The 25,169-nt window shown below is 51.1% G+C and carries 25 protein-coding genes and 1 CRISPR repeat array; of the genes, 2 read left to right on the top strand and 23 right to left on the bottom strand.

What is annotated here, in order from left to right; translation table 11 throughout:
• The 4 genes from DFR60_RS31210 to DFR60_RS02590 all read right to left on the bottom strand — a co-directional run.
• Positions 1–110 (bottom strand): DUF6783 domain-containing protein (locus DFR60_RS31210; protein ID WP_341457906.1); only part of this gene is annotated, 110 nt, incomplete at its 3' end.
• Between the two features lie 99 nt (positions 111–209).
• Entirely contained in the window at positions 210–1,679 is a 1,470-nt protein-coding gene (locus DFR60_RS02580; RefSeq protein WP_110321484.1) for a UbiD family decarboxylase, read from the bottom strand.
• On the bottom strand, positions 1,672–2,067 hold the full coding sequence (gene lpdD, locus DFR60_RS02585; RefSeq protein WP_243004962.1) for a prenylated flavin chaperone LpdD: 396 nt from the start codon (positions 2,065–2,067) through the stop codon (positions 1,672–1,674). Before lpdD ends, DFR60_RS02580 begins: the two co-directional genes overlap by 8 nt.
• Positions 2,060–2,635, bottom strand: coding sequence for a UbiX family flavin prenyltransferase (locus DFR60_RS02590; protein WP_110321485.1), 576 nt, complete (start codon positions 2,633–2,635; stop codon positions 2,060–2,062). Before DFR60_RS02590 ends, lpdD begins: the two co-directional genes overlap by 8 nt.
• 167 nt (positions 2,636–2,802) lie before the next feature.
• Between DFR60_RS02590 and DFR60_RS02595 the strand changes: the two genes are divergently transcribed.
• On the top strand, positions 2,803–3,672 hold the full coding sequence (locus tag DFR60_RS02595; RefSeq protein WP_167437488.1) for a LysR family transcriptional regulator: 870 nt from the start codon (positions 2,803–2,805) through the stop codon (positions 3,670–3,672).
• 70 nt (positions 3,673–3,742) lie between these two features.
• On the opposite strand, the gene DFR60_RS02600 is transcribed toward DFR60_RS02595, so the two are convergent.
• The 13 genes from DFR60_RS02600 to spoIIIAA all read right to left on the bottom strand — a co-directional run bounded on the left by DFR60_RS02600 (position 3,743) and on the right by spoIIIAA (position 14,027).
• Complete coding sequence (locus tag DFR60_RS02600) at positions 3,743–4,129, bottom strand: Asp23/Gls24 family envelope stress response protein (RefSeq protein WP_002601061.1); 387 nt, start codon at positions 4,127–4,129, stop codon at positions 3,743–3,745.
• Between the two features lie 87 nt (positions 4,130–4,216).
• Entirely contained in the window at positions 4,217–5,287 is a 1,071-nt protein-coding gene (locus tag DFR60_RS02605) for a siderophore ABC transporter substrate-binding protein (RefSeq protein WP_110321487.1), read from the bottom strand.
• A gap of 22 nt (positions 5,288–5,309) precedes the next feature.
• Positions 5,310–6,062 carry an iron ABC transporter ATP-binding protein gene (locus DFR60_RS02610; RefSeq protein WP_110321488.1) on the bottom strand — a complete coding sequence of 251 codons (753 nt, stop codon included), beginning with the start codon at positions 6,060–6,062 and terminating at the stop codon, positions 5,310–5,312.
• Between the two features lie 34 nt (positions 6,063–6,096).
• Complete coding sequence (locus tag DFR60_RS02615) at positions 6,097–7,083, bottom strand: iron chelate uptake ABC transporter family permease subunit (RefSeq protein WP_110321489.1); 987 nt, start codon at positions 7,081–7,083, stop codon at positions 6,097–6,099.
• A complete protein-coding gene (locus DFR60_RS02620; protein ID WP_110321490.1) occupies positions 7,080–8,120 on the bottom strand; it encodes an ABC transporter permease in 1,041 nt (346 codons plus the stop codon). Before DFR60_RS02620 ends, DFR60_RS02615 begins: the two co-directional genes overlap by 4 nt.
• A gap of 344 nt (positions 8,121–8,464) precedes the next feature.
• Positions 8,465–9,328 (bottom strand): SpoIIIAH-like family protein, encoded by an 864-nt coding sequence (locus tag DFR60_RS02625; RefSeq protein ID WP_207659481.1) that lies wholly within the window; start codon positions 9,326–9,328, stop codon positions 8,465–8,467.
• A gap of 16 nt (positions 9,329–9,344) precedes the next feature.
• Positions 9,345–9,968, bottom strand: coding sequence for a SpoIIIAG-related protein (locus DFR60_RS02630; protein ID WP_110321491.1), 624 nt, complete (start codon positions 9,966–9,968; stop codon positions 9,345–9,347).
• Positions 9,922–10,620 carry a stage III sporulation protein AF gene (locus DFR60_RS02635; protein ID WP_110321492.1) on the bottom strand — a complete coding sequence of 233 codons (699 nt, stop codon included), beginning with the start codon at positions 10,618–10,620 and terminating at the stop codon, positions 9,922–9,924. The genes DFR60_RS02630 and DFR60_RS02635 overlap by 47 nt, the downstream gene beginning before the upstream one ends.
• 5 nt (positions 10,621–10,625) lie before the next feature.
• Positions 10,626–11,870 (bottom strand): stage III sporulation protein AE, encoded by a 1,245-nt coding sequence (locus DFR60_RS02640; protein ID WP_110321493.1) that lies wholly within the window; start codon positions 11,868–11,870, stop codon positions 10,626–10,628.
• Positions 11,867–12,253: a stage III sporulation AC/AD family protein gene (locus DFR60_RS02645; protein WP_002601070.1), complete on the bottom strand. Its 387-nt coding sequence runs from the start codon at positions 12,251–12,253 to the stop codon at positions 11,867–11,869. The genes DFR60_RS02640 and DFR60_RS02645 overlap by 4 nt, the downstream gene beginning before the upstream one ends.
• Positions 12,254–12,266: 13 nt before the next feature.
• The gene (gene spoIIIAC, locus DFR60_RS02650) at positions 12,267–12,461 is read right to left on the bottom strand and encodes a stage III sporulation protein AC (protein ID WP_002601071.1); all 195 of its coding nucleotides are present in this window, start codon (positions 12,459–12,461) and stop codon (positions 12,267–12,269) included.
• A 38-nt stretch (positions 12,462–12,499) separates the two neighbouring features.
• On the bottom strand, positions 12,500–13,030 hold the full coding sequence (locus DFR60_RS02655) for a stage III sporulation protein AB (protein WP_002601072.1): 531 nt from the start codon (positions 13,028–13,030) through the stop codon (positions 12,500–12,502).
• Complete coding sequence (gene spoIIIAA, locus DFR60_RS02660) at positions 13,023–14,027, bottom strand: stage III sporulation protein AA (RefSeq protein WP_207659482.1); 1,005 nt, start codon at positions 14,025–14,027, stop codon at positions 13,023–13,025. Before spoIIIAA ends, DFR60_RS02655 begins: the two co-directional genes overlap by 8 nt.
• 176 nt (positions 14,028–14,203) lie before the next feature.
• On the opposite strand from spoIIIAA, the gene DFR60_RS02665 reads away from it, so the two are divergent.
• Positions 14,204–15,715: a DUF4454 domain-containing protein gene (locus DFR60_RS02665; protein ID WP_110321495.1), complete on the top strand. Its 1,512-nt coding sequence runs from the start codon at positions 14,204–14,206 to the stop codon at positions 15,713–15,715.
• Positions 15,716–15,836: 121 nt separating this feature from the next.
• A CRISPR array of direct repeats spans positions 15,837–17,472; the repeat unit is 33 nt; unit sequence ATTTCAATCCACACCTTCCTCGCAGAAGGTGAC.
• A gap of 208 nt (positions 17,473–17,680) precedes the next feature.
• Here DFR60_RS02665 and DFR60_RS02670 read toward each other — a convergent pair.
• The 6 genes from DFR60_RS02670 to DFR60_RS02700 all read right to left on the bottom strand — a co-directional run bounded on the left by DFR60_RS02670 (position 17,681) and on the right by DFR60_RS02700 (position 24,926).
• Complete coding sequence (locus tag DFR60_RS02670; protein ID WP_110321496.1) at positions 17,681–18,199, bottom strand: flavin reductase; 519 nt, start codon at positions 18,197–18,199, stop codon at positions 17,681–17,683.
• A 324-nt stretch (positions 18,200–18,523) separates the two neighbouring features.
• On the bottom strand, positions 18,524–20,398 hold the full coding sequence (locus tag DFR60_RS02680; protein ID WP_110321498.1) for an aryl-sulfate sulfotransferase: 1,875 nt from the start codon (positions 20,396–20,398) through the stop codon (positions 18,524–18,526).
• 21 nt (positions 20,399–20,419) lie between these two features.
• Entirely contained in the window at positions 20,420–21,361 is a 942-nt protein-coding gene (locus DFR60_RS02685) for an NAD(P)/FAD-dependent oxidoreductase (protein WP_110321499.1), read from the bottom strand.
• Between the two features lie 10 nt (positions 21,362–21,371).
• On the bottom strand, positions 21,372–22,784 hold the full coding sequence (locus DFR60_RS02690) for an SLC13 family permease (RefSeq protein ID WP_055659806.1): 1,413 nt from the start codon (positions 22,782–22,784) through the stop codon (positions 21,372–21,374).
• Between the two features lie 68 nt (positions 22,785–22,852).
• Positions 22,853–23,683, bottom strand: a complete 831-nt coding sequence (locus DFR60_RS02695) for a phosphoenolpyruvate hydrolase family protein (protein WP_110321500.1) — start codon at positions 23,681–23,683, stop codon at positions 22,853–22,855.
• A 19-nt stretch (positions 23,684–23,702) separates the two neighbouring features.
• Entirely contained in the window at positions 23,703–24,926 is a 1,224-nt protein-coding gene (locus DFR60_RS02700) for a Tm-1-like ATP-binding domain-containing protein (protein WP_110321501.1), read from the bottom strand.
• Positions 24,927–25,169 lie beyond the last annotated feature (243 nt).

Consider the following 25,169-nt stretch of genomic DNA (forward strand, 5'->3'; position numbering starts at 1 on the left):
TTTGTGGGAGATTTGGCCCCGATGAAGGAGGCGTAGTGGGCTACGCTGACTGAATTGGGGCTAAATATACCGCGAAGTGGGGCGTGCAGATGGCAGAAAGCAATTTTCAAACACGTTCTAACACTATGTTATACTCAAAACGGGAAAATGTCCACTGTTGTTACTGCAGGGAGGCCGTTAGGTTACTGTTCAGCTCGTCTCCGGAGCCCTTATACCAGCGGCCGGATCTCGTAGTCCTCCATATTCACTTCTTTAAATTTCGATCGCTGGAACCGGTCCTTCAGTCCATATGGAACGGTACAGTCAAAGATGGTCTTACAGCTGATTCCCCGGTCCTTAAGCATTGGATTGTATTCCGGCCCCTCGGTCGGGTCCAGCGGATGGCAGCGGACTCCCGGAATCGTGATGGTATCCACGTCTCCCTGATAACGGGTGTTGAGCGCCCACAGCACATCGTCTGAATCGAAAATATCCACATCCTCATCCACCACGATCACATGCTTCAGCTCGGGAAATGCGGTGAGGGCAATGAGCGCCGCCTGACGCTGCCTTCCCTCGTCGCTGGGAACCTGTTTGGCGAACTGTATGACCGCCATGTACTTACCGCCGCCGGAGCGGTGGGCGTAAACATTTTTCACGCGCCCGGCAAGCGCCTTCTCTTCCATGGTCAGGATGCTGGCCTCCGTCGGGATTCCCGCCATGCTCACGTGTTCCTCGCTGGGTCCGATGCACGTCTGGATGATTGGATTTTTCCGATGGGTAACCGCTTTGATCTTTATTACCGGAAGCTCGCCCGACACGTGGCCGGTATATCCCGGGAACTCCGGCATGGCCTTTCCCGTGTTGGTGTTGATGTCTTCCCGCATCCGTTTTCCGGCCACCAGCTCGCCCTCGATGACAAACTCCGCGTTGGCGATGGCGTACTCGTCAATGGTCCGGCATTTTGCCATGCGGACCGGCTTTTTGCGGAGCGCGCCTGCGATGGACAGCTCATTAAAACCCAAAGGCGTTGTGGGCGGTTCGAAGCAGGAAGCGATCTCAATGGCCGGATCCACGCCGATGCTGATGCTGATCGGCAGATTCACGCCTTCCCGTTCCGCCTTTTCCCGAAATGCGTCCAGGTGGCGCACCCCAGGGGTAAAAAACATGGTCATCTCATCCGCCGACTGCAGGCAGAGACGGTGAATGGTCACATCCCCTTCCCCCGTAACCGGATCGGAGGCGTAGCACATTCCCATGGTGATATAAGGACCGGCATCCTCCTCCGTATTCTGAGGGGCCGGGAGAAGCTTCCGAATATCGAAGCCCTCCTCCGATGCATAATGGATTTCCTCCTGGCACGGCACGTCTCCGCCTGCCGTAAACTCCGGCATAATGGGATTCGCGGCCGCATCCTTTAAGAGAAAGCCCAGCTTATCCGGCGGACAGTCCAGCAGACAGCCCACACGTTTTCTGGAAGCTAAAAGGCCGATCAGCACCTGCTTATCCGGGAAGCCTTTGATATTACGGAAGAGGAGCGCCGGTCCCTCCTTTGTCGGACGCTTTACCGTACCGCCCGCCCCGACATAGCGGTAAATTCCCGCGACTTCCGCGTAGGAATCCACCTCTGTATCTGTAAAGGCGATCTGATTCTCGTACTTTTTCAGTTCCTCCACCGCACTCCGTAAATCTTCAACCATTCTGATTTCCTCCTTTTTCTTCCTTCTGCTCTTGCTGATTCTCTCTCAAACCGGCGGCGATCCGGTGAGCGCCTTCTTCGCACAGCGCTACGACGCCGGTGATCTGTTCCTTCGTGATTCCGTCCACATGGATGCCGGCCAGCACGGCCAGTCCCCCGGAAACCACGGATTCCAGTTCCCGATAAATCAGTTCCGTCACCACGCCTTCCCTGTGGCCCTCTCTGGCATTTGACAGGCATCCGCCTCTGTCCCCGAAGGCAACGGCTCCAATATGTCCCGTATCACCGCCCGCTGCCAGCACCAGACAGTCGGTTCCCATCCGGAGCACCTTAAACTGCACGGAGACTCCGTGGCCTGTCATGGTAAAATCCATCAGTTCCTCAAACACGGTCCTGCACCTTCTCTCCCCATCGTTTCGCGCCTTCACAGGGAATCCTGAACTGGTCCAGAATCTTCATAATCTGGTGATTTACAATATCCTCCACGGTCTCCGGAAGGTTATAAAATGCCGGCATAGGCGGCGCTATGACAGCCCCCATCTGCGACAGCTCATACATATGTTTTAAATGAATGGTATTAAGCGGCGTCTCACGGGGGCAGATCACCAGCCGCCGTCGTTCCTTTAAGGCGACGTCACATACGCGGGTGATTAAGTTGTCCGCGTATCCATTAGCGATTCCCGACAGCGTCTTCATGCTGCACGGCAGGATAATCACGCCATCCGCCGGATAGGAACCGCTGGAGATGCAGGCCGCCAAGTCGCGGTTATCATAGCTGTGGTCCGCCAGGGAAAGGATATCTTCTATTGTATATCCTGTTTCAATCTCCAGATTTACCCGGGCGTAATCGCTGAATATCACATGGGTCGTCACTGACTCTGTCTTTTTTAATGCCACCAGCAGCTTTACCGCGTATATAGTTCCGCTTGCCCCTGTCACTCCGATAATCAGATCCATGAGAGTTCCTCCTTTTGCTGTCTCTATTGCCGTTTAGAGGGCCGTTGGGCTGTGAACTGTAACGCTGCCCTTGCCTTCCCCTTCACTGTACCGGAAATCGCCTGTACAATCAATTCATTTTATGGTATCATTGTTTCCATAACGGAATGATTGAACGGAGGCGGAATATGACATTGGAACAACTGCAGTACTTTGTGGCGATCGTGGAAAGCGCCACATTCTTTGACGCGGCGGAAAGCCTTCATATCGCCCAGTCCACCCTGTCCAAACAGATACGGAATCTGGAACTGGAGCTGGACGTCCAGCTGTTTGACAGAAGCCGCCGCCACGCCTCCTTAACGGATGCCGGGCGCATCCTCTATCCCGATGCGGTCAAGCTGTTAAAAGGCGTTCAGGGAATGAAGCAGCATCTTGCTCCATATCAGGACAGCCGGAGATCCATCCTGCATTTGGGAGCCCTTCCCATCCTGCATCAGTACCGGTTGAATCCCGTTCTGAGGCAGTTTGCCGAGTCTCACCCGGAGATCACCCTCATGATCGACGAGGTGGAGGATGAACCGCTGCGGCAGGGCTTCCGCCAGGGCAGCTATGATCTGATCATCGGCCGCCCGGAACTGCTTACCGGCGTGCAGAGCACATGCCATCTGCTGGCTCACGACCGGCTGGTGCTTCTGACTCCCGCTGGCCATCCGCTGGCAGGCAGACCAGCCGTTCCCTTAGAAGAGCTGTCCGGAGAATCGTTTATTCTGATGCATCCCAGCAGCAGCATCTACCGCCTGTGCCTCACGGCCTGCCAAAAAAAAGGATTCCAGCCCGCTGTCACCCGGACAGCCAAGATAGAATCCATTGTCAGCGCAGTCGCCGCCGGAGAGGCAGTGAGCCTGCTTCCTTACAGCAATCTCGATGTATTCCGCCATGAAAATGTCGCAGTGATCCCGCTGCAGGAGCCGGTCGCCGCCGATGTCGTCCTGGCCTGCGTGTCCCCGAAGAAACTCCCGCTCTGCGGCAGGACACTCTGGAAATACTTTTCCGCCTGAACCATTTTAACAAAAAAGGAAGCTGTGCAGAATTCTCACTCTGCGCAGCTTCCTCTCTCTTTTCACGTTCTTACCGGTTTTCTTCCATCGACACGCCGGCGATCTTGATGTTCACATCCAGCACGGTAAGCCCTGTCATGTTCTCAATCGCACTCTTTACCTTGTCCTGCACCTTTTCACATACTTCCGGAATGCTGAAGCCGTACTTGATGTTTAAGGATAAGTCAACGGATACGTGCTCTTCCGTTACTTCGACTTTAACGCCCTTGGATAAATTCTTCATGCCCAGCTTTCCAACCAGTTCATTGGTAATGTTGCCGGCCATGGAATCCACGCCGTCTACTTCTGTCGCCGCAAGGCCTGCTATGATGGCTACTACTTCATCCGCAATCTGTACTTCGCCGATTTTATCTTTTTCATATACTTTATGAGTATTTCTGTTCTCTGTCTCTGCCACAATGATTCCCTCCTGTTTTCAATTCGATGTGTTACTTGGATTATAGACTATTATAACAAAGACAGCCACAGTTTGCAAAACATTTTTCTATTCCTGGCCCAGAATACCCGCTTCTAAGTCACTTAACATCACATCGGTGGCTGTAATGCCGCCTTCCGCCAGGTACCATACGGTTGGTGTCAGATAGACGATATGTCCGTTTTTGTATGCTTCCGTCTTCTTCACCAGCTCATTATCCATCACTTCCGCCGCGAGCTTGGCGCCTTCCGTGTTGATTGCGGAATCGCGGTCCAGGACAAAGATGTAATCCGGGTTTAAGGAAACGAGAAGCTCGAAGGAGGATTCATTGCCGTGCGTGGAATCCACGTCGTTGGCCAGATTGGTGAAGCCGACTTCATTGCCGATCAGGGAGCAGCGGCTTCCATCACCCAATGTGTTGAAATTGCTGCTGGTCACCATTCCGATGACTGCTGTCTTTCCCTCGGCCGCCTGGCGGAGCGTCTCCACACGTGCATCGAATCCGGCCAGTTCTTCCGCCGCCCGCTCTTCCTCACCGAAGATGGAAGCGATCATGGCCGCGTTATTTTTCACACTCTGAATCACGCCTTCCTCATAATCCACCGCAGTGTATACGACAGGAGCGATCTTCGACAGTTCGTCATACTGCGCGCTTAAACGGCCTCCGATGAAGATCACATCCGGCTCGCTGGCCATGAGCGCCTCCATGTCCACTTCCTTTAAGGTGCCAAGATTTACGATATCCTCGTTGTTGTTATACTCCATCAGATAATCGATTTTGGAGGATTTCGGCATTCCCACGATCTGGGCGCCCAGATCCCAGTTATCCATCATATCAAGCACCGCCATATCCAGAATGGCCACGCGCTCCGGATTATAGGGAACCTCCAGCTCCACCTTTTCGCCGTTTCCATTCAGCGTCGTCACGGTGACGGATTCCGGTGTCTCCGAGGCCTGTGCATCTTCATTTTCACCTTCCCCAGAGCCGGACTGGGACTCTGTATCTGTGGATGCGGCTTCGGAAGAAGTCGTCTCGCCGGCCTGTCCGCCTGTCGTTCCTGCCTGTCCGGCGCCCTGCCCGCAGGCTGTCATGGAAAGGGCTGCTGCCATTGCAAGTGTCAGTAATGTCATTTTTTTCATAGTTAGTATCTCCTTTTTTGGGTTAGTAATAGATCGACAGTGGTTTTCCTTCTATTTCCAGAATCTCGAAGTCCACGCGGTAGATTTCGGAGAGATTTTCCTTTGTCATCACTTCCTCCACCGTACCGAATTTTGATATTTTTCCATCCACGAATGCGCAGATGTAATCAGAATAAAATGCCGCGTAATTGATTTCATGCAGCACGAGAATCACGGTTTTTCCCAGTTCATCACACAGCCTCCGGACGATTTTCATCATGTTGGTGGCGTGGTAAATGTCCAGGTTATTGGTCGGCTCATCTAACAGGACGTACTCCGTATCCTGCGCAATGACCATGGCTATGTAGGCACGCTGGCGCTGGCCGCCGGACAGTTCGTCGATGAACCGGTCCTCAAATTCCTCCAGTTCCATGTAGGCGATGGCCTTTTCGATGATTTCCTCATCCTCATCTGTAATCCGATTGCCGCTGTAGGGAAAGCGGCCGAAGGCCACCAGCTCCCGGACTGTCAGTTTCATCTGGACGTGGTTGCTCTGAGTCAGGATAGCCAGCCGCCTGGCCAGCTCCCGGCTCTTCCATTTGGAAATGTCCTTTCCCTCGAAATCCACCGAACCGTCATCCTGTGCGATCAGCCTGGAGATCATTCCCATAACCGTTGATTTTCCGGCTCCGTTGGGGCCGATCAGCGAGATCACCTTTCCCTTCGGCAGTTCGAAGGAGACGCCGTCCACTACGGTTTTTCCATTGTATTTTTTCAAAAGTTCTTTGACAAACATCGTTATGACCTCCTTATATTGTTTTTTTCACACCCTATGCGGAACGGCTTGTTCGCAGCAGCAGATAGAGAAAATAGATTCCGCCTCCGACAGTAATAAATACGCTGACCGGGATGCCGTAGGCAAATACCTGCTCCACAAGCAATTGGCCGCCTGCCAGTATCACCATACCGATTAATGCCGAGCCGGCGATTAAGTAGCTGTGGCGGAACGTCTTAAACAGCTGTCTCGATAAATTGGCGATAATCAGGCCCAGGAAGGATATCGGGCCTACCATGGCGGTCGCTATGGCGATAAACAGTGTCACCCCCAGAAGCAGTCTGCGCACGGTGCGGTCATAGTCCACCCCCAGATTAATCGCCTGCGCCTTTCCCAGTGTAATGACATCCAGCAGCGCCAGTTCCCGGCGCAGGACAAAAAGCAGAGCTGCAATCAGGATCAGGGAAAAGAATATAATTTCCGTGTTTACATTCGTAAAGCTGGCGACCAGCGACGCCAGAAGGCTGTCGTACTCGTTGGGATCCATGATGCGCGTCAGCGTCGTCTGCATACTGGTGAAAAAGGTGGACAGCACCGTTCCGGCCAGCAGGACATACAGCACATTATGGCTTGTCTTCTTAAATAAGTAGCTGTAAATGATGGTGGCGATGATCGCCATAAGTACCAGATCCACCGCAAAGGAAAGGTTCGTATTGCGGGCCAGAAGACTGGTGGAGCCGAAAAAGAACACAACCGCCGTATGGATCAGCGTATAGAGGGAGTTCATCCCCAGCAGGCACGGCGTCACGATGGTATTGTTGATCACCGACTGGAAGATGACGGAAGCCCCGCCGATGCAGAACGCCGTGATCAGCATGACCGCCAGCTTTGGAATCCGCAGGCTCATGGCGTAGCTGAAATATTTCATATTCACATTCAGAAAGAGATAGAGCACGGCGGCGGCCGCTGCCAGCAGCGATAGGATCACCAGCTTCTTTCCGTTGATGTTTCCGGTCCTTCTGCTCATTTTTTCCTGCTTCATGCCTCCGTTCCTCCCGTCTGCGGCGAAGGTACCGCCGCGGCTCTCCTTTTCCCGAAGGGAAGGGTGATGCTTTTCCGGCCGTGATTTAACCGGTAGATCAGCATACCTACGAAAATCACACTTCCTATGACACCGATAATCAATTCTATCGGCAGCTCATAGGGGGTGATCACGGTCCGGCCGATCATGTCGCAGACCAGAACAAACAGCGCTCCAAACAGGGCGGTATCCAGCAGAGTCCCCCGTATCCGGTCGCCTTTAAACATCGCCACCAGGTTGGGCACGATCAGTCCGATATAGGAAACGCTTCCGACGACGACCACAATGCTGGCTGTAATCATGGCGGCGATGCTCAGTCCCAGAAAGAGCACGACATTGTAGTTGACACCCAGATTTTTTGAGAAATTCTTCCCCATTCCAACAATATTGAAATGATTGGCAAATAAAAAGGCCAGAAGCACCAGCGGAAGTGTTAAATACACCAGTTCATAGCGTCCTCTGATTACCAGGGAAAAATGTCCCACCAGCCAGGAGGAAAGGGCCTGTGTCATGTCGTATTTATAGGCCAGATAACTGGTCATGCCTCCGATCACATTGCCGAACATGATTCCCACTAACGGAACCATGACCACGTCCTTAAACTGGATTCTCTGAATGAAGCAGACGAATATCCACGTCCCCGCGATCGCCGCGATAAAAGCGAAGACGGCCCGTCCCCACAGCGAGGATGACGGCATAAACAAAAGCGCCAGCAGAATACCGAACTGCGCCGAGGAAATCGTCGCACCGGTGGTCGGGGAAACGAATTTATTCATACAGAGCTGCTGCATGATCAGGCCGGAAATACTCATACCGACTCCGGTACAGAGTATCGCCAGAAGACGGGGCAGCCGGGATATCAACAGGATCTCCACCTGTTCAAAATCCCCGCGCAGCACGCCTCCGAGGCTTATATCCATGACACCCAGAAACAGTGATACCGCCGACAGAATGACCAGTGCTGCCGCCAGAAGGATGGTTAGAGTCTTTGGTTTCATTTTGGGTTCCTCCTCTCAAATCAAATGATGTACAGGGTTTTAGTTAGCTTAAACTAACCAGAAAGGCAAAAAAATACAACTCGCAAGATATCACATCACATGCATACTGGACTTACATGTATCTCACACCGCGCGCTGCCCTAATATCATAACACAGGGAGTTAGCCATAGGCAACTCCATAAAATGCACAAACTTTTCTCAATAGCAGGCGGAAAAAACAGCGAAATCCGGAGTCTGGAAATAGATGGAAAAAAGAAACAAGGACGTGAAAAAGCCATATGCGGCTTTTTCGCATCCTCGTTCATTCTTTCAGATTTATTCGCGCCTGGGTGCTTCATTTCCTCTATTCTTCCAGCTTCATCAGTGTGATCACAATATTCTCTGCTCCCACTTCCGTTTTGCGCTTTACGATGTCCTCAATCTGGGCGCGCTGCGGATCGGTAATGCTGGAAGCGTTGATGACGACGTCAACCTTGCCGCTAGTAATGCTTACAACCGGATCGGAGAAGCCCTTTGCCATCAGAAGAGTCTCTGCGGCATTCTCTTTCTCGGATACTGCGGTCATGTCGATCATTTCCTGAATCGCTTCCTGTTTGGCAGCTTCTTCGATGTTCTCATTGTTGATTAAGTTCATCAGGGTCTCTTTGTTCTTGGCACGGACCTGCTCTCTGCTCAGCTGCACGTTCGCTATGTAGTCGGATACATTCATACCGCTGGTTAAGACCGCTTCACCCGGATTTTCCAAACCGGTTTCTAAATCGCCTGTCGTCTCATTGGCTGCCAGCTGTCCGCCTTCCGCCGCCGAATTGTCGGCTACATTGGTGGTGTCCGCTGCTGCGTCTCCCGCCACGCCTTCCTGATTGCTGGCCACTGCGCTGCCGGAGCCATCTGTCTCCTGAGCCGCCAGACTCTCGTCGTTAGGGTCATTGTCAAGGCTTGCAATCTCCTGGTAATTTCCCGGGTCGCCTGTCAGCGCCTGGTTCTCGGCCAGAATGTCCTCATCGGAAATATCCGTCACACCGGCCTCGTACACATCAGTTCCCGACGCCATTTCCTGCTTCCCGGCGTAGTTTAGGTATCCGGCAGCTGCGATCATGACCGCCAGCGTTGTGATGATAATCTGATTTCTTCTGAACAGTTTCTTCATATTCATTTTCTTTGAGGTTCTCGGGACTTTGGATTCTCTGATATCTTTTAAGCTTCTCATTCCTAACACTCCTTCTTTATTCCACCCTCTTTAATACTTTTATTTTATGTGGCGGCAAGTCAAATAATGCTTCCATCGCGCCTGAAATTTCAGCTTTTACAGTTGGACTGCCTCCGCCCTGGGCGCTGATGATGATTCCTTCGATTTCGGGACGGATCTCTTTTTCCACGATCGGCGCCGTATTTTCCCCGGTTCCGGTCAAAATTGTACTTTCCTGCTGTTCCGCGCTGCTGCTCTTCCTCGTTCCGCCGCCGCTGTCCTGTTCCTCAGTGCTGGAGCTGGAGGTATTTTTGTCCACACGCAGCACCTTCTCCTCGGAAGACTTGAGCACGATCATCACGTCAACGGTCCCGACTCCATCCACGGTCTTTAGAATCTGCTTCACCCGCTGCTCCAGCTGCTGTTCATAGGTGCGGTCCGCATTTGCGGCCGCGGCGACCGGTTCCCCCGCTTCTGTCACCAGCCCTTCCTGTAAGGAGGCTTCTGTCCCCGAAGCGGCGTCTTTTAACATCATCTTTTCCGTCTCCGGACCGGAAGGAATCGTGAGGACCAGGAGCAGAAGTCCCACTGCCAGCAGAATCAGCCATTTATCCTTACCTATTTTCCAGTTGAATTTCAATGTCCTGTTCCTCCAAATCATAATATTCAGAAATGCGCCGTCTCAGACCAGCCAAAGCAGAATTTTCTTCCTGCCGCTTATCAGGCTGCCCCGCCGATGCACCGACTGTCTCCGACACCTCCTCGCTCCCGCCGTTCAGTTCCACGCGGATCCGTTCCACCGGTTCGATGGGTTCCACAGGATCTACCGGTTCCACCGGCTGGATACCGGAACTACTTCCGCCCTGATCCGCCTGCCCGGAGCTGTCAGGAGCCAGCCGGAGACTGACAGATACCACGTGGCCGAAGGTCTCCTTCTTCTCATCCCCGTCGATCCCGGCCTCGGCCTTCCTGCAGACGAATCCCGACGATTCCGCCATGGTGCGCAGGTCATTTTCCACCGCCTCCTCGTACTGGCTCACCATGCTCGCAAGCCTCACACCTTCCATGTCGGTGAGCTGGGCCGAGAGTTCCGACGCCTCCTTCTGAAAGCTGATGGACTCGAAGTAATAGGCCAGCTTGTCATCCAGCCGCAGGCCGCCTGTAAATGGTTTTAACACCAGCAGAATGAGCACCATGCCCGCAAACAGCCGGAAATATTTTTCATACTTCTTATCGGGAAGAAGATTGGTTACCACTGTCATAAAGATCAGATAATATGTGATATTTCTGATCCACTCATATAAACCTTCCATGTCAATCACCCTGCGTAATACGTTACATTAGTGGAAGCGCACACCACCGCGATGGTCACCACGAACAGCACGATAGCCGAAGCCGCGATGGACAGCAGGATTCTGTGTCCCTTGGCCATATCCGAAATACAGGATACAATCCTTTTATCGCATACCGGCTGGAGGACGGCCGCCACACACTGATACAGGAGCATGAGAATCACCAGCTTCATCATGGGAATCAGGGTGATAATCACCAGGATCACCACTCCGGCGGCCCCCATGGTGTTCTTTACCAAGACACCCGAACCGATGACCATCTGCGTCACAGCGCTGGCTCCCTGCCCCACTCCCGGTATGATTCCGATCAGCTTCTGGACCGCCCCCGTTTTCATGGAATCCACATAGGGGAGCACCAGCCCCTGGATCAGGTGAAATCCCAGCACGATCCCCACCATGGTCTTAAGGCTCCAGGTAATCACGTCGCTTAAGAGCTCCGTCAGCTTCGACAGGATGTCCTCCTTTGCAATATGGCCGGCCATGACGAGAAGCGCATAGACCTTCACCATGGGCAGAAGGACGGAGGCGGTAATCGTCTGAACCACCGTGATGGCAAACAGCGTAAATTCGTAGGATGCGACCGCCGAAACGCTCCCTCCCGCAAATGCCGCCGCCAGAAAATAGGCCGGCATCAACGCCTTCATAAATCCCAGAATCTGATTGACCACATTTCCTGCAATGGTAATACTCGTAAAAAAGCTGGCCGCCAGATAAGTAAACAATAACAGGTAGGTGACAAAGAATCCTGTTTCCGATATCTGACTTCCTGTAAAAACATTGGAGAAGTTGGCAAACACAGCGCCGATAATTCCCAGAATTATGATCTGGCCCATCATATGGCCGTTATTTCTGACCTCCGAAAACAGCGCATCGCGGAGCCCCTCCCCAATCTGCTCCATCACATCCCCCAGCCTGCCCGCCATGATGTCCTTCATCATCTGTTTAAAGGACAAGTTCCAGCCGCTCGTCCCCTGAGAGTTAATATAATCCTGAATCTCCGTTAAGTCATACTGTTCCAAATCCATGGAGACCTCTTTCGTCTCCGCTTCGTCCACTGTCTCCCCGGAATCGGCAGGAGACCCGCCGCCGTGCTCCGCCGCACAGCTGATCATGACCGTGGACAGCCCACCTGCGAAAGACAGGCCTCCCGTTCCCGTCAGGGCCACCACCAGGGCCAGAAATACGGCTGTTTTATACAGATGCCCCGTCATGACAGAAATACCTGTAGAGTCTCGATGAGCGCTAAGAGAATGGGCATGCTAACGGCAAGCACCGACAGTTTGCCGAAGATTTCGATCTGTGTGCCCACTGCGCCGTATCCCGCATCCTTGCAGATTCCGGCGGCGAATTCCGCCACGTAGGTGATCCCGATCATTTTAATCAGGGTGGACAGATAGACGCTGTTGATCCTGATATAAGACTGAACCTGTTTGATGGTATCCAGAATTGTGGTCAGCTTTCCGACTCCGTAAAAAAAGATGAAAAATCCGGCCGCCATCACCAGATAGGTTCCGTACTCCCCTTTCATGCCCTTCAGCGCAACGGCCAGAAGGACTGCCGTGATTCCGACTACGGCTATGGTCACTACCGTCATATTCTCATTACCCCTACAATGCAAACAGATTTTTAATGGTTTCAAACAGCTGATAAATGTAAGGCACCAGCCAGAACAGCACCAGGATTAAACCAGCGAGACTCGTCAAAAATGCCTGTTCTTCCCGCCCGCTGTGCTTAAGTACCTGGCAGATGACGGAAACCAGGATTCCAACCGCCGCTATTTTAAATATCAGATTGACCCCCATGCTATCCTCCTTATAGTCAAACATCGCCGTCCGGCGTGCTAATACATCATAATCGTTATGAAGATGCCGCCCATAATACCAAGGCTGGTATAGAGACGGCTCCGTTCCTGCTTATGTTCCCTCAGATAACCGATAGATAGATCCAACTGCTCCAGATAGAGGAGAATCGTCCTCTCCTGCATCTCCAGGTCCAGATATCCAAGATGCTCGCCCAGCCCTTTCAAACTCTGCCTGTCCTCTTTCGAAAGACAGAAGGCTTTGGGAAGCTTATCGATCTCCTCCTGCCAGATATCGTAAAATGGCTCCCCCCGCTGTCCCTCCATCCGCTCGGCCACCCGGATAAACAGGTCGCCGATCTCTCCTCCGCCCTTCTTCCCCGTCCGATCGAAGCTTTCAGGGAGCGCGGAGCGGGCGTATACAATCTCGCCTTTCAGCAGGAAGATCATTTTTCTTAAGTGTTCCATGGTTTTCAGCCGTTCTCCCCACTGCCCCGCCATAAAAAATCCCATGCCGGAGCAGGAAATCACGACGAGAACGGCTCCCAGAATTCTGATTCCCGTGTTATCCATACGCCATGCACTCCTCGCTGTTCCATCTTTTTCCCATGCGGTGGACTTCCGCCTTATAAAGCTGAGTCCCGCGGGAATCGTAGATCTGATCGATATTGCCAATCTTTCCTTTATTATTCAGCACGATATACCGCTCAAAAATCCGCTCATCCACCAGTCTTCGTAGCACCGGCTTCTGCTTCAGATCATCGATGGAACTGCCGTGCACCGTGGCAATCAGCTTGCATCCGCAGTTCATAACGTACTCCATGGCCTCTAAGTCTTCCCTGCTTCCGATCTCATCGACAGCTATCACCCGCGGCGACATGGTACGGATCAGCATCATCATGCCTCTGGCCTTCGGACAGCAGTCGAGAATATCGGTGCGGATTCCCAGCTCATTCTGGGGCATTCCCTGGTAGCAGGCGCCGATTTCCGACCGTTCGTCCACCACTCCGACCGTCATGCCTGCGTGATCCTTTGTCCCGTTGGAAATCTGCCGGATCAGATCACGGAGCAGCGTCGTCTTCCCGCACCGCGGCGGCGAAATGATCAGAGTGTGCAGAATTTCTTCCTTGTCATAGAGATACGGAAGAACCGGGGAAGCACATCCCTTCACCTGATGAGACAGTCTTACATTGATAAAGGAAATAAACTTCATCGTCTTGATTCCCGACTCGTCCAAAATGGTTTTACCCGCAACGCCGATGCGGTGGCCCCCCTGGATGGTAAGAAATCCCTGCTTCATCTCTTCCTCAAATGCATACAGGGAATAATTGCTCATGTATTCCATGGTTTCCTTTAACTCGCCCCGGCTCACCAGATAGGCATCCCGGCAGTCCCGGCTCAGCTGTCCCAAACGGCTTATGTAGTACTCTTCATTCTTATAGACCATCAAAAGCGGCGCCGCCACCCGCAGGCGGATCTCCTGCACTTCATCAAAGTCGACGGCAACCCGGCTTAGAATCTCTCTTATATTCTTCGAAAAGATTTTTATGAGCTCGTCTTTTTTCTCCACCTTCATCCCTCCTCTTACCTCAATATATGTGAAGGGGGACAAATTATGACGGGGAATTATTTTCATTTTCAGAGGCATATGGTATGATAGCGGTACAGAATATCAGGACAACGAATGGAACATAAGCCGCCGGGCCGTACAGGCACGGTGCTTCACAATGGAAAGGAAGAACGTGAATGAAGAAAAAGCTGTTGCTGGGATGTGTCATTGTAATTAGTATCTTATCCTCTGCCTGCCATATGGACCGGGCTTCGAACAATACGGCAGATTTCACGCAGGAGCCCTACGCCAATCAGGAAGAAACGCAGGAAGGCGATCAGGCAGAAAACGCTTCCCCGCCAGAGAAATCCTCCGGTGCAGAGGACCAGAGTCCGATTTCACCGGATGGTTCTTCCTCTGGGGCAGCTGCTCTAAAATTTGATATAAAAGCATTGAAAAACCTGGATGCCGACACTGAGCTGATATCCAGCAGGTATTTTAAGGCAGGCGACGTGCGGTCCGCCATATCCTTTACACTCACACAGGATTGGATGGATTCCAACCGTCTGACCTGCGACTTCCTGTCTCAGGATAACCAATATGAAAGCTTCTGGAATGGGATTGCTCAAGCGGCCGTTGATACGGACAATGGAAAAATGGATTACAGCATCATACCTGAATTCCACGACGCAGCCCAGGGTAAAGGAACGTGCCGCATTACCTTCTATTTAAATGACGCGGTTCCACATATTACAGTTGACGGCGACGCTCGTCTGGAGGGGGATTACTATTCCTTCCAGCGTTCATTCAGCAGGCCGGAGGTATTCACCCGTTATTTAAGCAAAGCTGATTTGTACTTATACCCGACCGAGGACCTGTGGCTGCTCAGAAATGAAATTTATGCGGCGCATGGACGGAAATTTGATTCCGAGGTCTTAAGCCAGTATTTTTCCGATAAAGCCTGGTATCACGGCCTCCTGGATCCGGACAAATTCTCGGATTCCCTGCTTTCTGATATCGAGAAAAAGAATATTACGCTGATTCGGGGACTGGAAGAGGAACCTTTTGACAAAAGAAATATCATAGACGGAATCGATTATGCAGGCGAATGGGACCGCCTTCCGCTTGCGCCTTACCTCTCGTACCTGCATACCGGCAGGGAAACCGGGCTGTCCGCAGACCTGACGAAGGCGAAAGATATGGGCGTGTACTACAGCGCTCCCGGCACGATCTCTGTTCCCGCCTCCATGACGCAGGAACAGTTTTCTGCAGTACAAAACGGCGGGGAAGCCGAAGTGGTTTTAAACGCGCTGACCGGCGAAAGCCAATTACTTTCCCTGGATCCCAACGCAGGGGACTCGAATTCATACGGCTATCTAATGTATGACAAGGGAACAACGCCTTCCTCACACGGCAGTGAAACAGGAGTCATCGCAGATCTGGAAAATGGAACCTATACTTTGTGGCAGACCAGCGCAGACACTGTGATGAAGACGGTATATGAGGGGGACATTTACATTCTGAAAGGGGCCGTGACAGGCGCTTATACCAGCCTGGCAGAAGCATCGAAAACTCAGACGGAGATCTGTGCTGGTACATCAGAGAGTGGCTGGGAGACGGAGGCGCTGGCTGACAGCAGCGTACTTGGGAATGCGCTTTATTATAATAGTAAGGGGTATTTTACGGCGGTTTATTATCTTGGGGATTAGAGAGGATATTGTTATCAGAAAAAGAGAACCTTTAGAAGCATTTGCTTTCTGAAGGTTCTTTTTGTTGTGATGAGAGATTGGAAGGGGGGATATGGTTATTTCAATCCATATATTCCTCGAAATTTCAAGCCACACCTTCCTCGCAGAAGGTGACGGAGACATATAGTCATGTATTGCCAACAATTCAATTTCAATCCACACCTTCCTCGCAGAAGGTGACCTGTTTGTGTACGATTTGGTCATATCTTTCTTTTATTTCAATCCACACCTTCCTCGCAGAAGGTGACAAATCATACCGGGCAGGCCCGATACATATATCCTATTTCAATCCACACCTTCCTCGCAGAAGGTGACGGTATCTAAACCATGTTTTTTCTTATTATTAATCATTTCAATCCACACCTTCCTCGCAGAAGGTGACACTGCTGTTTAAAAACGTGCTGCAGCCATTAGGATTTCAATCCACACCTTCCTCGCAGAAGGTGACCATTCACCAGTCATCACCTCAACTTTCATCGTATATTTCAATCCACACCTTCCTCGCAGAAGGTGACTTGCTGGTCGGTCAATACCCTGTGATTATGCAGAATTTCAATCCACACCTTCCTCGCAGAAGGTGACGTTCTCAACGGGTACAGGAAAGGAGGCGAATACATTATTTCAATCCACACCTTCCTCGCAGAAGGTGACAAAATAAAGTGGGAATTATGTAATGGATGTTTTTATTTCAATCCACACCTTCCTCGCAGAAGGTGACGGAAGAAGCCCCTCGGAATCTGTACGATACACGGATTTCAATCCACACCTTCCTCGCAGAAGGTGACTCCGGAAAAAGAAATGGATATCCTCAATAAGCAATTTCAATCCACACCTTCCTCGCAGAAGGTGACCGGAGAATGAAAGAAATCTGGGCTCAGTACGGAAATTTCAATCCACACCTTCCTCGCAGAAGGTGACGAGGGAGACATCACCGGACACGACCGGGCAACAAGTATTTCAATCCACACCTTCCTCGCAGAAGGTGACACCAAGTTTTTCAAAATTACTGATAACTTCCTCATTTCAATCCACACCTTCCTCGCAGAAGGTGACCTTTTCCTATTTTATGTACTGTGCCATCATGAGATTTCAATCCACACCTTCCTCGCAGAAGGTGACTTGACCAATTATTATGAGGGATCGGAGCGTAAGATTTCAATCCACACCTTCCTCGCAGAAGGTGACGCTGGATTACGCTCCAGATGTACCCAGGCAACCATTTCAATCCACACCTTCCTCGCAGAAGGTGACTAAAATAGCAAATCCAGAATTAGGAGTCTGAGCAATTTCAATCCACACCTTCCTCGCAGAAGGTGACTTTTCAAAACGCTATGCATCAGCACCGGGAAAGATTTCAATCCACACCTTCCTCGCAGAAGGTGACCATACAAGTGCAAGCACTTTTGCGGGATTAAGGAATTTCAATCCACACCTTCCTCGCAGAAGGTGACACAAGAGCTAATAGACCGATTACAAAAATTAAGCATTTCAATCCACACCTTCCTCGCAGAAGGTGACGATGAGTATGGATCTGTATGTCTTTGGAATATGCATTTCAATCCACACCTTCCTCGCAGAAGGTGACACCGGAGACGGAACGTTATCCAGAGTTTCGGAAATTTCAATCCACACCTTCCTCGCAGAAGGTGACGGAGCTGCCGACCATAGACCTATCCCTGACCGTGATTTCAATCCACACCTTCCTCGCAGAAGGTGACAGCAATTCTCCACAACATTCCCCCACTACCCACCCACATATTTAACTATATTGTACAATATTTTTCAGAAAAATCAATAGTTATCTTCCTTCTGCTTCATACTCCCTCATTTTCCCAGTGCGAATCCCCCAGTATTTTCATGTTTACTTGAGATTCGCACCAGCATTTCACTTCCTTATCTCCCCATCTTCTAAAAATCCCTTCACAATTAGACAGCCTGGCAGTCTGCCACAAGCACTTTCACAATCTCCGACACATACATAGTATGATAGTCTTTATTCGGATAACATTTCTGATCTATTTCCTGATCCAATAAATTTTCAGCCGGCATGGGATCGGAGTACAGTTTCCGCAGGACAAAAATCATATTTGCTTCCTCGAATGCTGTGGTACCGTCGATAAAATAGGGCGTCAGACCTGCCTCCTTCACTTTATCGCAGTCACGTCCGGACTTTGTTCCGCAGATGTTCAACGCCTTTCTGTACTCCTTATCATAAAAAGATACGGTAAACAGCTCATTGGCATCGACAAATTCTTTCGTATAGCGCTGAGGCCGGATATAAGCAGTAATCACATTCTTGTTCCACATAATTCCCATTCCGCCCCAGCTGGCCGTCATTGTATTAAAATTATTCTCATCGCCCGCCGTGATCAGCATCCACTCAGTGCCAATCTTTGTAAATGGATTAAAATTCAGTTCTTCCACTGCTATCTTTTTAAATCCCATAACATTTTTCTCCTTTTCTCAATGCTGGTTTCATTCTACAATTGCTATGATTCATCTCTTCTCTCCAGAACTGCTGAATATATATATTTTATCATTTTCTTCACTAAAGTCAAATACTCCCTGTAGTGTATTTGACCCTCGCAGCAGTCGCCAAATGCTCATGTAAGCATGGCACTTGGCTCGCAGCTCACGGGAATCAACCTCCAATTCTCCAGACTTCGCAGCAAAAAGCCGCTGTATCCTTCGCATTTCCATGCTCCGAACACAGCGGCCCTGCCCGCTTGTCATCCCGGCTCTTCTTCTCTTCCCCGTTCTGCAGATCTGCTATTCCATACGGATTTCGACACCTGTCTCATAGATTTTGTCTTCCAGCAGCACACGAACCTTCACATTTTTACTCATCCCGCATTTATTGACATACACATCAACATTTCTGGGATCATTCTTCAGAAATGTTCCGACACACATTGCCTCGAAATTCTTCGCAGCCGACGTGTTGATATAATAGCGGTGCGCTTTGCCGTCTTCCTCTTCCAGCAGGAGCATGGCCAGCTCCCCCTTCTCAAAGGTAGCATTAAACAGAATGCGGTCCTCCTCCTCCGTAACGGAAGCCTCGTAATGCTCCGGAATCAAATCCCCCGTACAGACAGCTGGAATCTCTGTCTCAAATTCTCCTGTTCTGCTCATGGAACCAAGTGTTTTCCCTGCTCCCAGTTCCGCCGTCTCACCGGCATAATACATCGGCAGCTTCTCGGCACGGAATACATTGGAAGGTACGTGCAGCTCATAGACTACCTCATCATTTACCAGTTCACAGGTAATTGCATTCAGTGTACAGCCCTCACCGGTTCCATCCATGCTCCCCAGCCCCTCTAACGGTTCTCCATCCTTATAGGCAATTCCCCCGGAATGTACCATATAGCGGCCTTCATCGTAATATTCCACATTACAGATATATGGTGAAAAGAAGTCCGCGCCTCTCTCCTTTCCATACTGCCATACCTGTTCGATAGTCCGTGCCTCTCTGTCGATATGGTAGCGCACGCCTCTGGAATAGCTGTCCTTCGCCTTGCTGTAATGAGCCTTTAACTTGGAACGATAGTGACCGTTATCGAACATCATAATATCTCCGTCCGGGCACACCACCACGCCGTGCTGCTCGTAAGACCACTCAAACGGTTCACTGATCGGCCGGAAGAAATACTTCTCCACGTACTCTTCCGGCCAGCCCTCCGGATCTCCCAGAATCCAGTTGAGGGCTCCTGTTTTGAAGTCTATATTGATCACCGCATCCTGATGCCGGCCGGAAAGCGTGATGGAATCCGTCTTCTTATCGTACCATACCGCATTATTATGGAACCAGTCGTGTGCGGAGGCCGATCCGGACCAGGTCGTCTGGCAGTCGTAAGGCAGAATCTCCCTGTAGTCCCAGGTTCTCACGATTGCTCCCGTCTGGCGGTTGACAAGGACCAGCACATCTTCTACAGTATCCCGGTCCGGAATCTGAGACAGCATCAGGATATTGCCGTCTTCCATCTCAAAGGTATCATGGTGATAACCGCCCGGAAGCCTGTATTCCCGGTATATTTTTCCGTGTACCCCCATCTCGTACACACCACTCACGTAATACGGCAGCTTGATCAGCCGGTCCGTACCGACAAGCAGATGGCCGTTCGCAAGACGCTTCATATCAAAGCAGACGTTTACCGTCAGATACCACCTTACGTCCCCGCGGTAATCACATGCCAGCGCATCGGCCTTGGATGTCTGTGTCAGAAAAATCACATTGTCTCCCATATGCGCCCCGCTGCCCTTGCAGAATGTGGGAACCGGCACTTCTGGGGGAAGCGGCTCGGTTTTAATCATAACCGTCTCCCGTTCTCCTCCCGACAAAATGAGCTCCACCGTATTTTCGCAGTCCGCATACAGACCATAAACTGGTAGAATATGGATCGTATCGGCCGGAAATGTATGGCTGATATCGCCTTCCGGCTCCTTCCCCTTCACCGTCAGCGTGACCTCCTGCTTTACAGCGGTCTTAAAAAGAATCATCGCCGACAGCGGAGAGATCAGATACGGATTTCTCACTACCAGCGGGCTGGACGCCGTGTATGCTCCCGCCTCGAATGTCTCCAGAAACTTCTGTTCCGCTTCCGCCTGCTGTGTAATCAGGCTGTTTTTCTTCTCATATCGAATCATCTGTTATCCCTTCCTTCCCCATTATCCCATACATTTCTTCTTATACGCCGCCGCTGACTGAGCGGCCACTGCGCCATCCGAGCAGGCGGTCACGATCTGCCGGAGGAGCTTGCTGTTACTATCACCGGCACCGAAGATTCCCGGCACCGCCGTCTCCATCCGCTCGTTCGCTTCAATATAACCGTGTGATTCCAGAATGCCGAGACCGGCAAATGGTTCCGTTACCGGCTGAAGTCCGATATATTCGAACGCACCGTCTCCATGTGCTACGATTTCCTCCCCCGTTTTGCTGGAAACCGCCCGCAGGCCGGTAAATACTTCTCCAGGCAGAAATTCTTTGATATCAAACCACTCGTGGACTTCCACATTAGGCAGGGACTTCAGTTTATCGCAGGCCATCGGATCTGCGGTGAGATCAAGCATGGTTACCACCGTCACCTTTTTTGCCATTTCAGCCAGGTAAATGGATTCCTCCACCGCGGAATTACCTCCGCCAATCACGATGACCGATTTATCCCGGTATTTTGCGCCATCACAGATGGCGCACCAGCTAATGGATTTTCCTGCAAAATCCAGTTCATTCGGCACGTGGAGCATGCGCGGCTTTGTTCCCGTAGCCAGAATGACTGCCAGGGAACGGTATGTTTTTCCTTCCGCACACGTCACTATTTTTATGGTACCGCAGCCGCCGTCTTCCCGTTCCTCTGTCTCGATTTTCTCCACAGTGCCGTAATCGAATTCAATTTCCAGAGCCTGGGTGTGTTCAAACACCTGCATCGCCAGATCGGCTCCATTGACAGAGCTGAAGCCCGGATAGTTCTGTATTTCATATGTATTGATGATCTGCCCACCCGGCGCCAGTTTATCCAGAAGGAGAACATCAAGATTCGCTCTCTTCGCATAAATCGCGGCCGTCATCCCGGCTGGTCCGCTTCCCACAATGATCACGTCATATATTTTCATGTTCCCTCTCCTATCTCAAAAATCCAGTCATCATCCAGTACGGATAAATCAGAAGCGCCAGGAAAATGATGCTGAGTATCGTGCGGACAGTACAGAATTTCATGGCTTTTTTCATATCAAAGACGTCATAGCTGAACAGAATCAGGAACAGCGCCCATTCATAGGGGAAGAACAACTGCTCCACGCCCCATACGAAACTGAAGGTGGTTCCCACCACGCTGAGTCCCAGCTTCGCCGCAATGTCGATAAAGAGCGGTGAAAATGCCGCCATACCGGCCAGAGGAGTCATCATCATATCAGTGATCACACCGGTCAGCCATGCAAACAGGATCAATCCAAAATTTCCGACATTCTGAAGAATCGGCATCATCAGCTCGCTCACCAGACCGGCTACGCCAACCGCATTTGACATGCTTCCGATCGCCATGGTTGCCGCCACGAAGAATACCATCGGGAAATTCACCTGCTTCATATCCTCGATATCCGCAACATCCACTCCCGGAAGGAAACAGGCGATCACAGCCAGAATAAAGAGCCATCCTGCGTCAATTCCCGAAAATACCATCGCAATAACGAGTAAAATCAGGATAACCAGAAACTTGATTTCCTTTTTCGACATTTTTCCGAGAGATTCCTGTTTTTCTTTAAAATACTCTTTGCCGTCAATGGAGGCATCCTGTTTAAACAGAATCCGCACCATGATCAGAAGAACGATCAGCCATAAAAGCATGACGGGAAAGTTACTGATAAAATACTGCATCCAGCTGACGCTGTTTCCCGTTTCCTTTAAGTAGGAATTGACCAGCTGAAGGTTCTCGCTTGCGGATAAATACAGCCAGGATGGTGCGATTGCCGCCACGAAACCGGCAAACATGATTCCGGCTCCGGTATTGCTGTTCTTTGGTATCTTTAACGCGTTGTAGATTCCAAAACACAGGGCACAGTAGAGGGCGACACGGCCGGTCATATTGGGGACCAGAAGCCCCACCACGATACCGGACAGTGTGATTCCCGTTATGATCCCCTTATAGGAACCGCCGGATTTTACAATAAAAAAGTACGCGATCCGCTGCATCAGCCCGCTTTTCTCAAAGATCACGGAAAGCGTCAGACCGCCCAGAGACAGCCATACGACCGAACCGGTCCACGGTGACAGGACGACATTGGCGGGGGCCACTCCCCAAAGAATCGCTCCTACCGTTAAAAGCAGGCCGGAAATATAAACCGGAAGCAGATTCATCGCCCAGGTCAGAATCGCCCACGCGGTGCACACGAAAAACTTTCTCATTTCCAGTGAGACGGCCTCCGTCTGCGGAATTGCAAAGTAAAGGATGCAGGGAACTCCGATTGCGATCCCCCATTTTATAAAAAACTTCAAATCAAACACAGTCTTTTTATCTGCTGTAATCCCCTGTTTGTCCATATTTTCCCCTTCTCCATTTCTATTCAGCTTATGCCCTGCGGCAGTGCAGCCCCAGGGCATATTGGTCTTTATTTTTCAATGGCCTTAAATGCTTCTGTCTGTGCGGTCATTCCACGTTCTGATGCGAGGCGCTCGATGGAGGAGGCGCCGAAGAATCCGTCGATTTCAGGCACATGTTTGATTACGTAGGCGGCATCCTCAGGATCTGCAATCGGGCCGCCGTGGCAGATAACCATAATATCCTGGCGCACTTCTCTTCCCGCCTTGATAATCTCCCTGATCTTTACGCAGCAGTCGTCCAGCGTGAGCGCCGTCTCCGCGCCGATGCTTCCCTTGGTGGTCAGTCCCATATGGGCAACCAGTATATCCGCTCCGGCTTCCGCCATGGCTTTTGCCTGCTCCGGATCGAAGACGTATGGACAGGTGAGCATATCCAGCTTGTGTGCTTCACGGACCATGTCAACCTCCAGTCCGTATCCCATTCCTGTCTCCTCCAGGTTAGCTCTGAATTTGCCGTCAATTAATCCTACGGTCGGGAAATTCTGCACTCCGTTGAATCCCTGGTCCTTCAGCTGTTTCAGAAACAGGTCCATCACACGGAAGGGATCTGTACCGCAGACACCGGCGAGAACCGGAGTGTTTTTCACGACCGGAAGCACCTCGGAGCCCATTTCCTGTACGATCTTATTGGCATCGCCATACGCCAGCAGCCCTGACAGGGAACCGCGGCCAGCCATCCGGAAACGACCGGAATTGTAGATAATCAGCATGTCAGCTCCGCCCTTTTCACTGCATTTCGCCGTAATTCCGGTTCCTGCGCCAACGCCTACCAGGATTCTTCCTTCTTCCACCTCTTTGTGGAATTTCTCCATGATCTCACTTCTTGTCATTCTGTTCATTTTTAAATCCTCCTTGTTCTTATGCTTCTCTTTCCATAAGTTCCATTAATTTTTCAGCCGCACATACGGCAAATTCCTTATCGTTGATGTTGTAATCCAGTTCCATGATCTCAACAGCGTCCCGGTTCACCCCGTCACGCAGCGTCTGAAACAGCACCTGATCTTCCTTTGGTCCGTAGAATGGCTGGCCCTCCGCGTCGATGGCCGATACGCCTTTTAACGGAAGCAGCAGCGCAGTCTTTCCGGAAGCCAGATTCAGCTTCTGAGACAGCTTTTCTCCAACCTCTCTATTTTCATCGGCCGTGGTCCTCATCAGGGTAACGGTCGGGTTATGTTTATAGAGATTTCTTCCCGCAAATTTCTGCGGAACCGTATCGAACGGCCCGAAATTCACCATATCCATGGCCCCTACGGAAACCACCTGGGGAATCCCGCCGCGGGCTGCCGCCTCACAGCGCGTCTGGCCTGCTGCCAGGACTCCGCCCACCACCTCGTCACACCACTCCGTCGTGGTCAGATCAAGCACGCCCTTAAAGAATCCGGCGTCCGTCAGTGCTTCCATCGTCCGCCCCCCGGTACCGGTCGCATGAAATACCAGGACTTCATACCCATGCGTCTCCAGACACTCCTTTGCAAATCCAACACACGGCGTCGTAACACCGAACATGGTCGCAGCAACCAGAGGCCTGTGATCTCCTGTCTCCGGCTTCAGCTCCTCTTTCAGTCTCACCATTCCGCAGACGGCAAGGACTGCATTTCTGAAAATCACCTTTGAGATGGAATTCAGCCCGGCCACATCTACAATGGACGGCATCATCACAATGTCGCTGGTGCCCACATACTGTTCCACGTTGCCGGAAGCCATGGTTGACACCATAAGCTTGGGAACTCCGATGGGCAGCGCCCGCATGGCCGGAGTCACCATGGAAGTTCCCCCTGAACCTCCAAATGACAGAATCCCGTCAAACCTGCCTTCCCTGTACAGCTGCAAAACCAGTGTCTCCATTCCTTTTGACAGCGCCTCTGTCGCCATAGCCCGGTCCCTTCGTTCCACAATGGCGCGGATATCGTATCCGGCCGCGGCTGCCACCTCCGCATTGGACACGTCCGGCGTAAACTCTGGTTCAAACACACCGGTATGTATGGTTAATGCGTGCAGCCCCAGCTCCTCAACCAGCCCCTTTACGTAGAGATATTCCTTTCCTTTCGTATCAAAGGTTCCTGCGATTGCTATTGTTTTCATGTAAACCTCTCCTTCTTTTCAGCGAAACCCGGCCGTGATTTTCGCTGTATTTCTATCCCCGTTTTTGCTTTCCTGCTACAAATATATTGTACACTTCCCTCATTTCTGAATAAATGTTGTTACTTTATCTTCTCTTGTGTTTATATTTCTAAATGTTGTTGTTTTTATTAACTCTCCTTGTGTTTATATTAGATTTTGAATTTAAAGCGATTTGCAGCACCTGGAGATGCGTTTTCCCGCTTT

It is taken from the genome of Hungatella effluvii, assembly GCF_003201875.1.
GTDB lineage: Bacteria > Bacillota > Clostridia > Lachnospirales > Lachnospiraceae > Hungatella > Hungatella effluvii.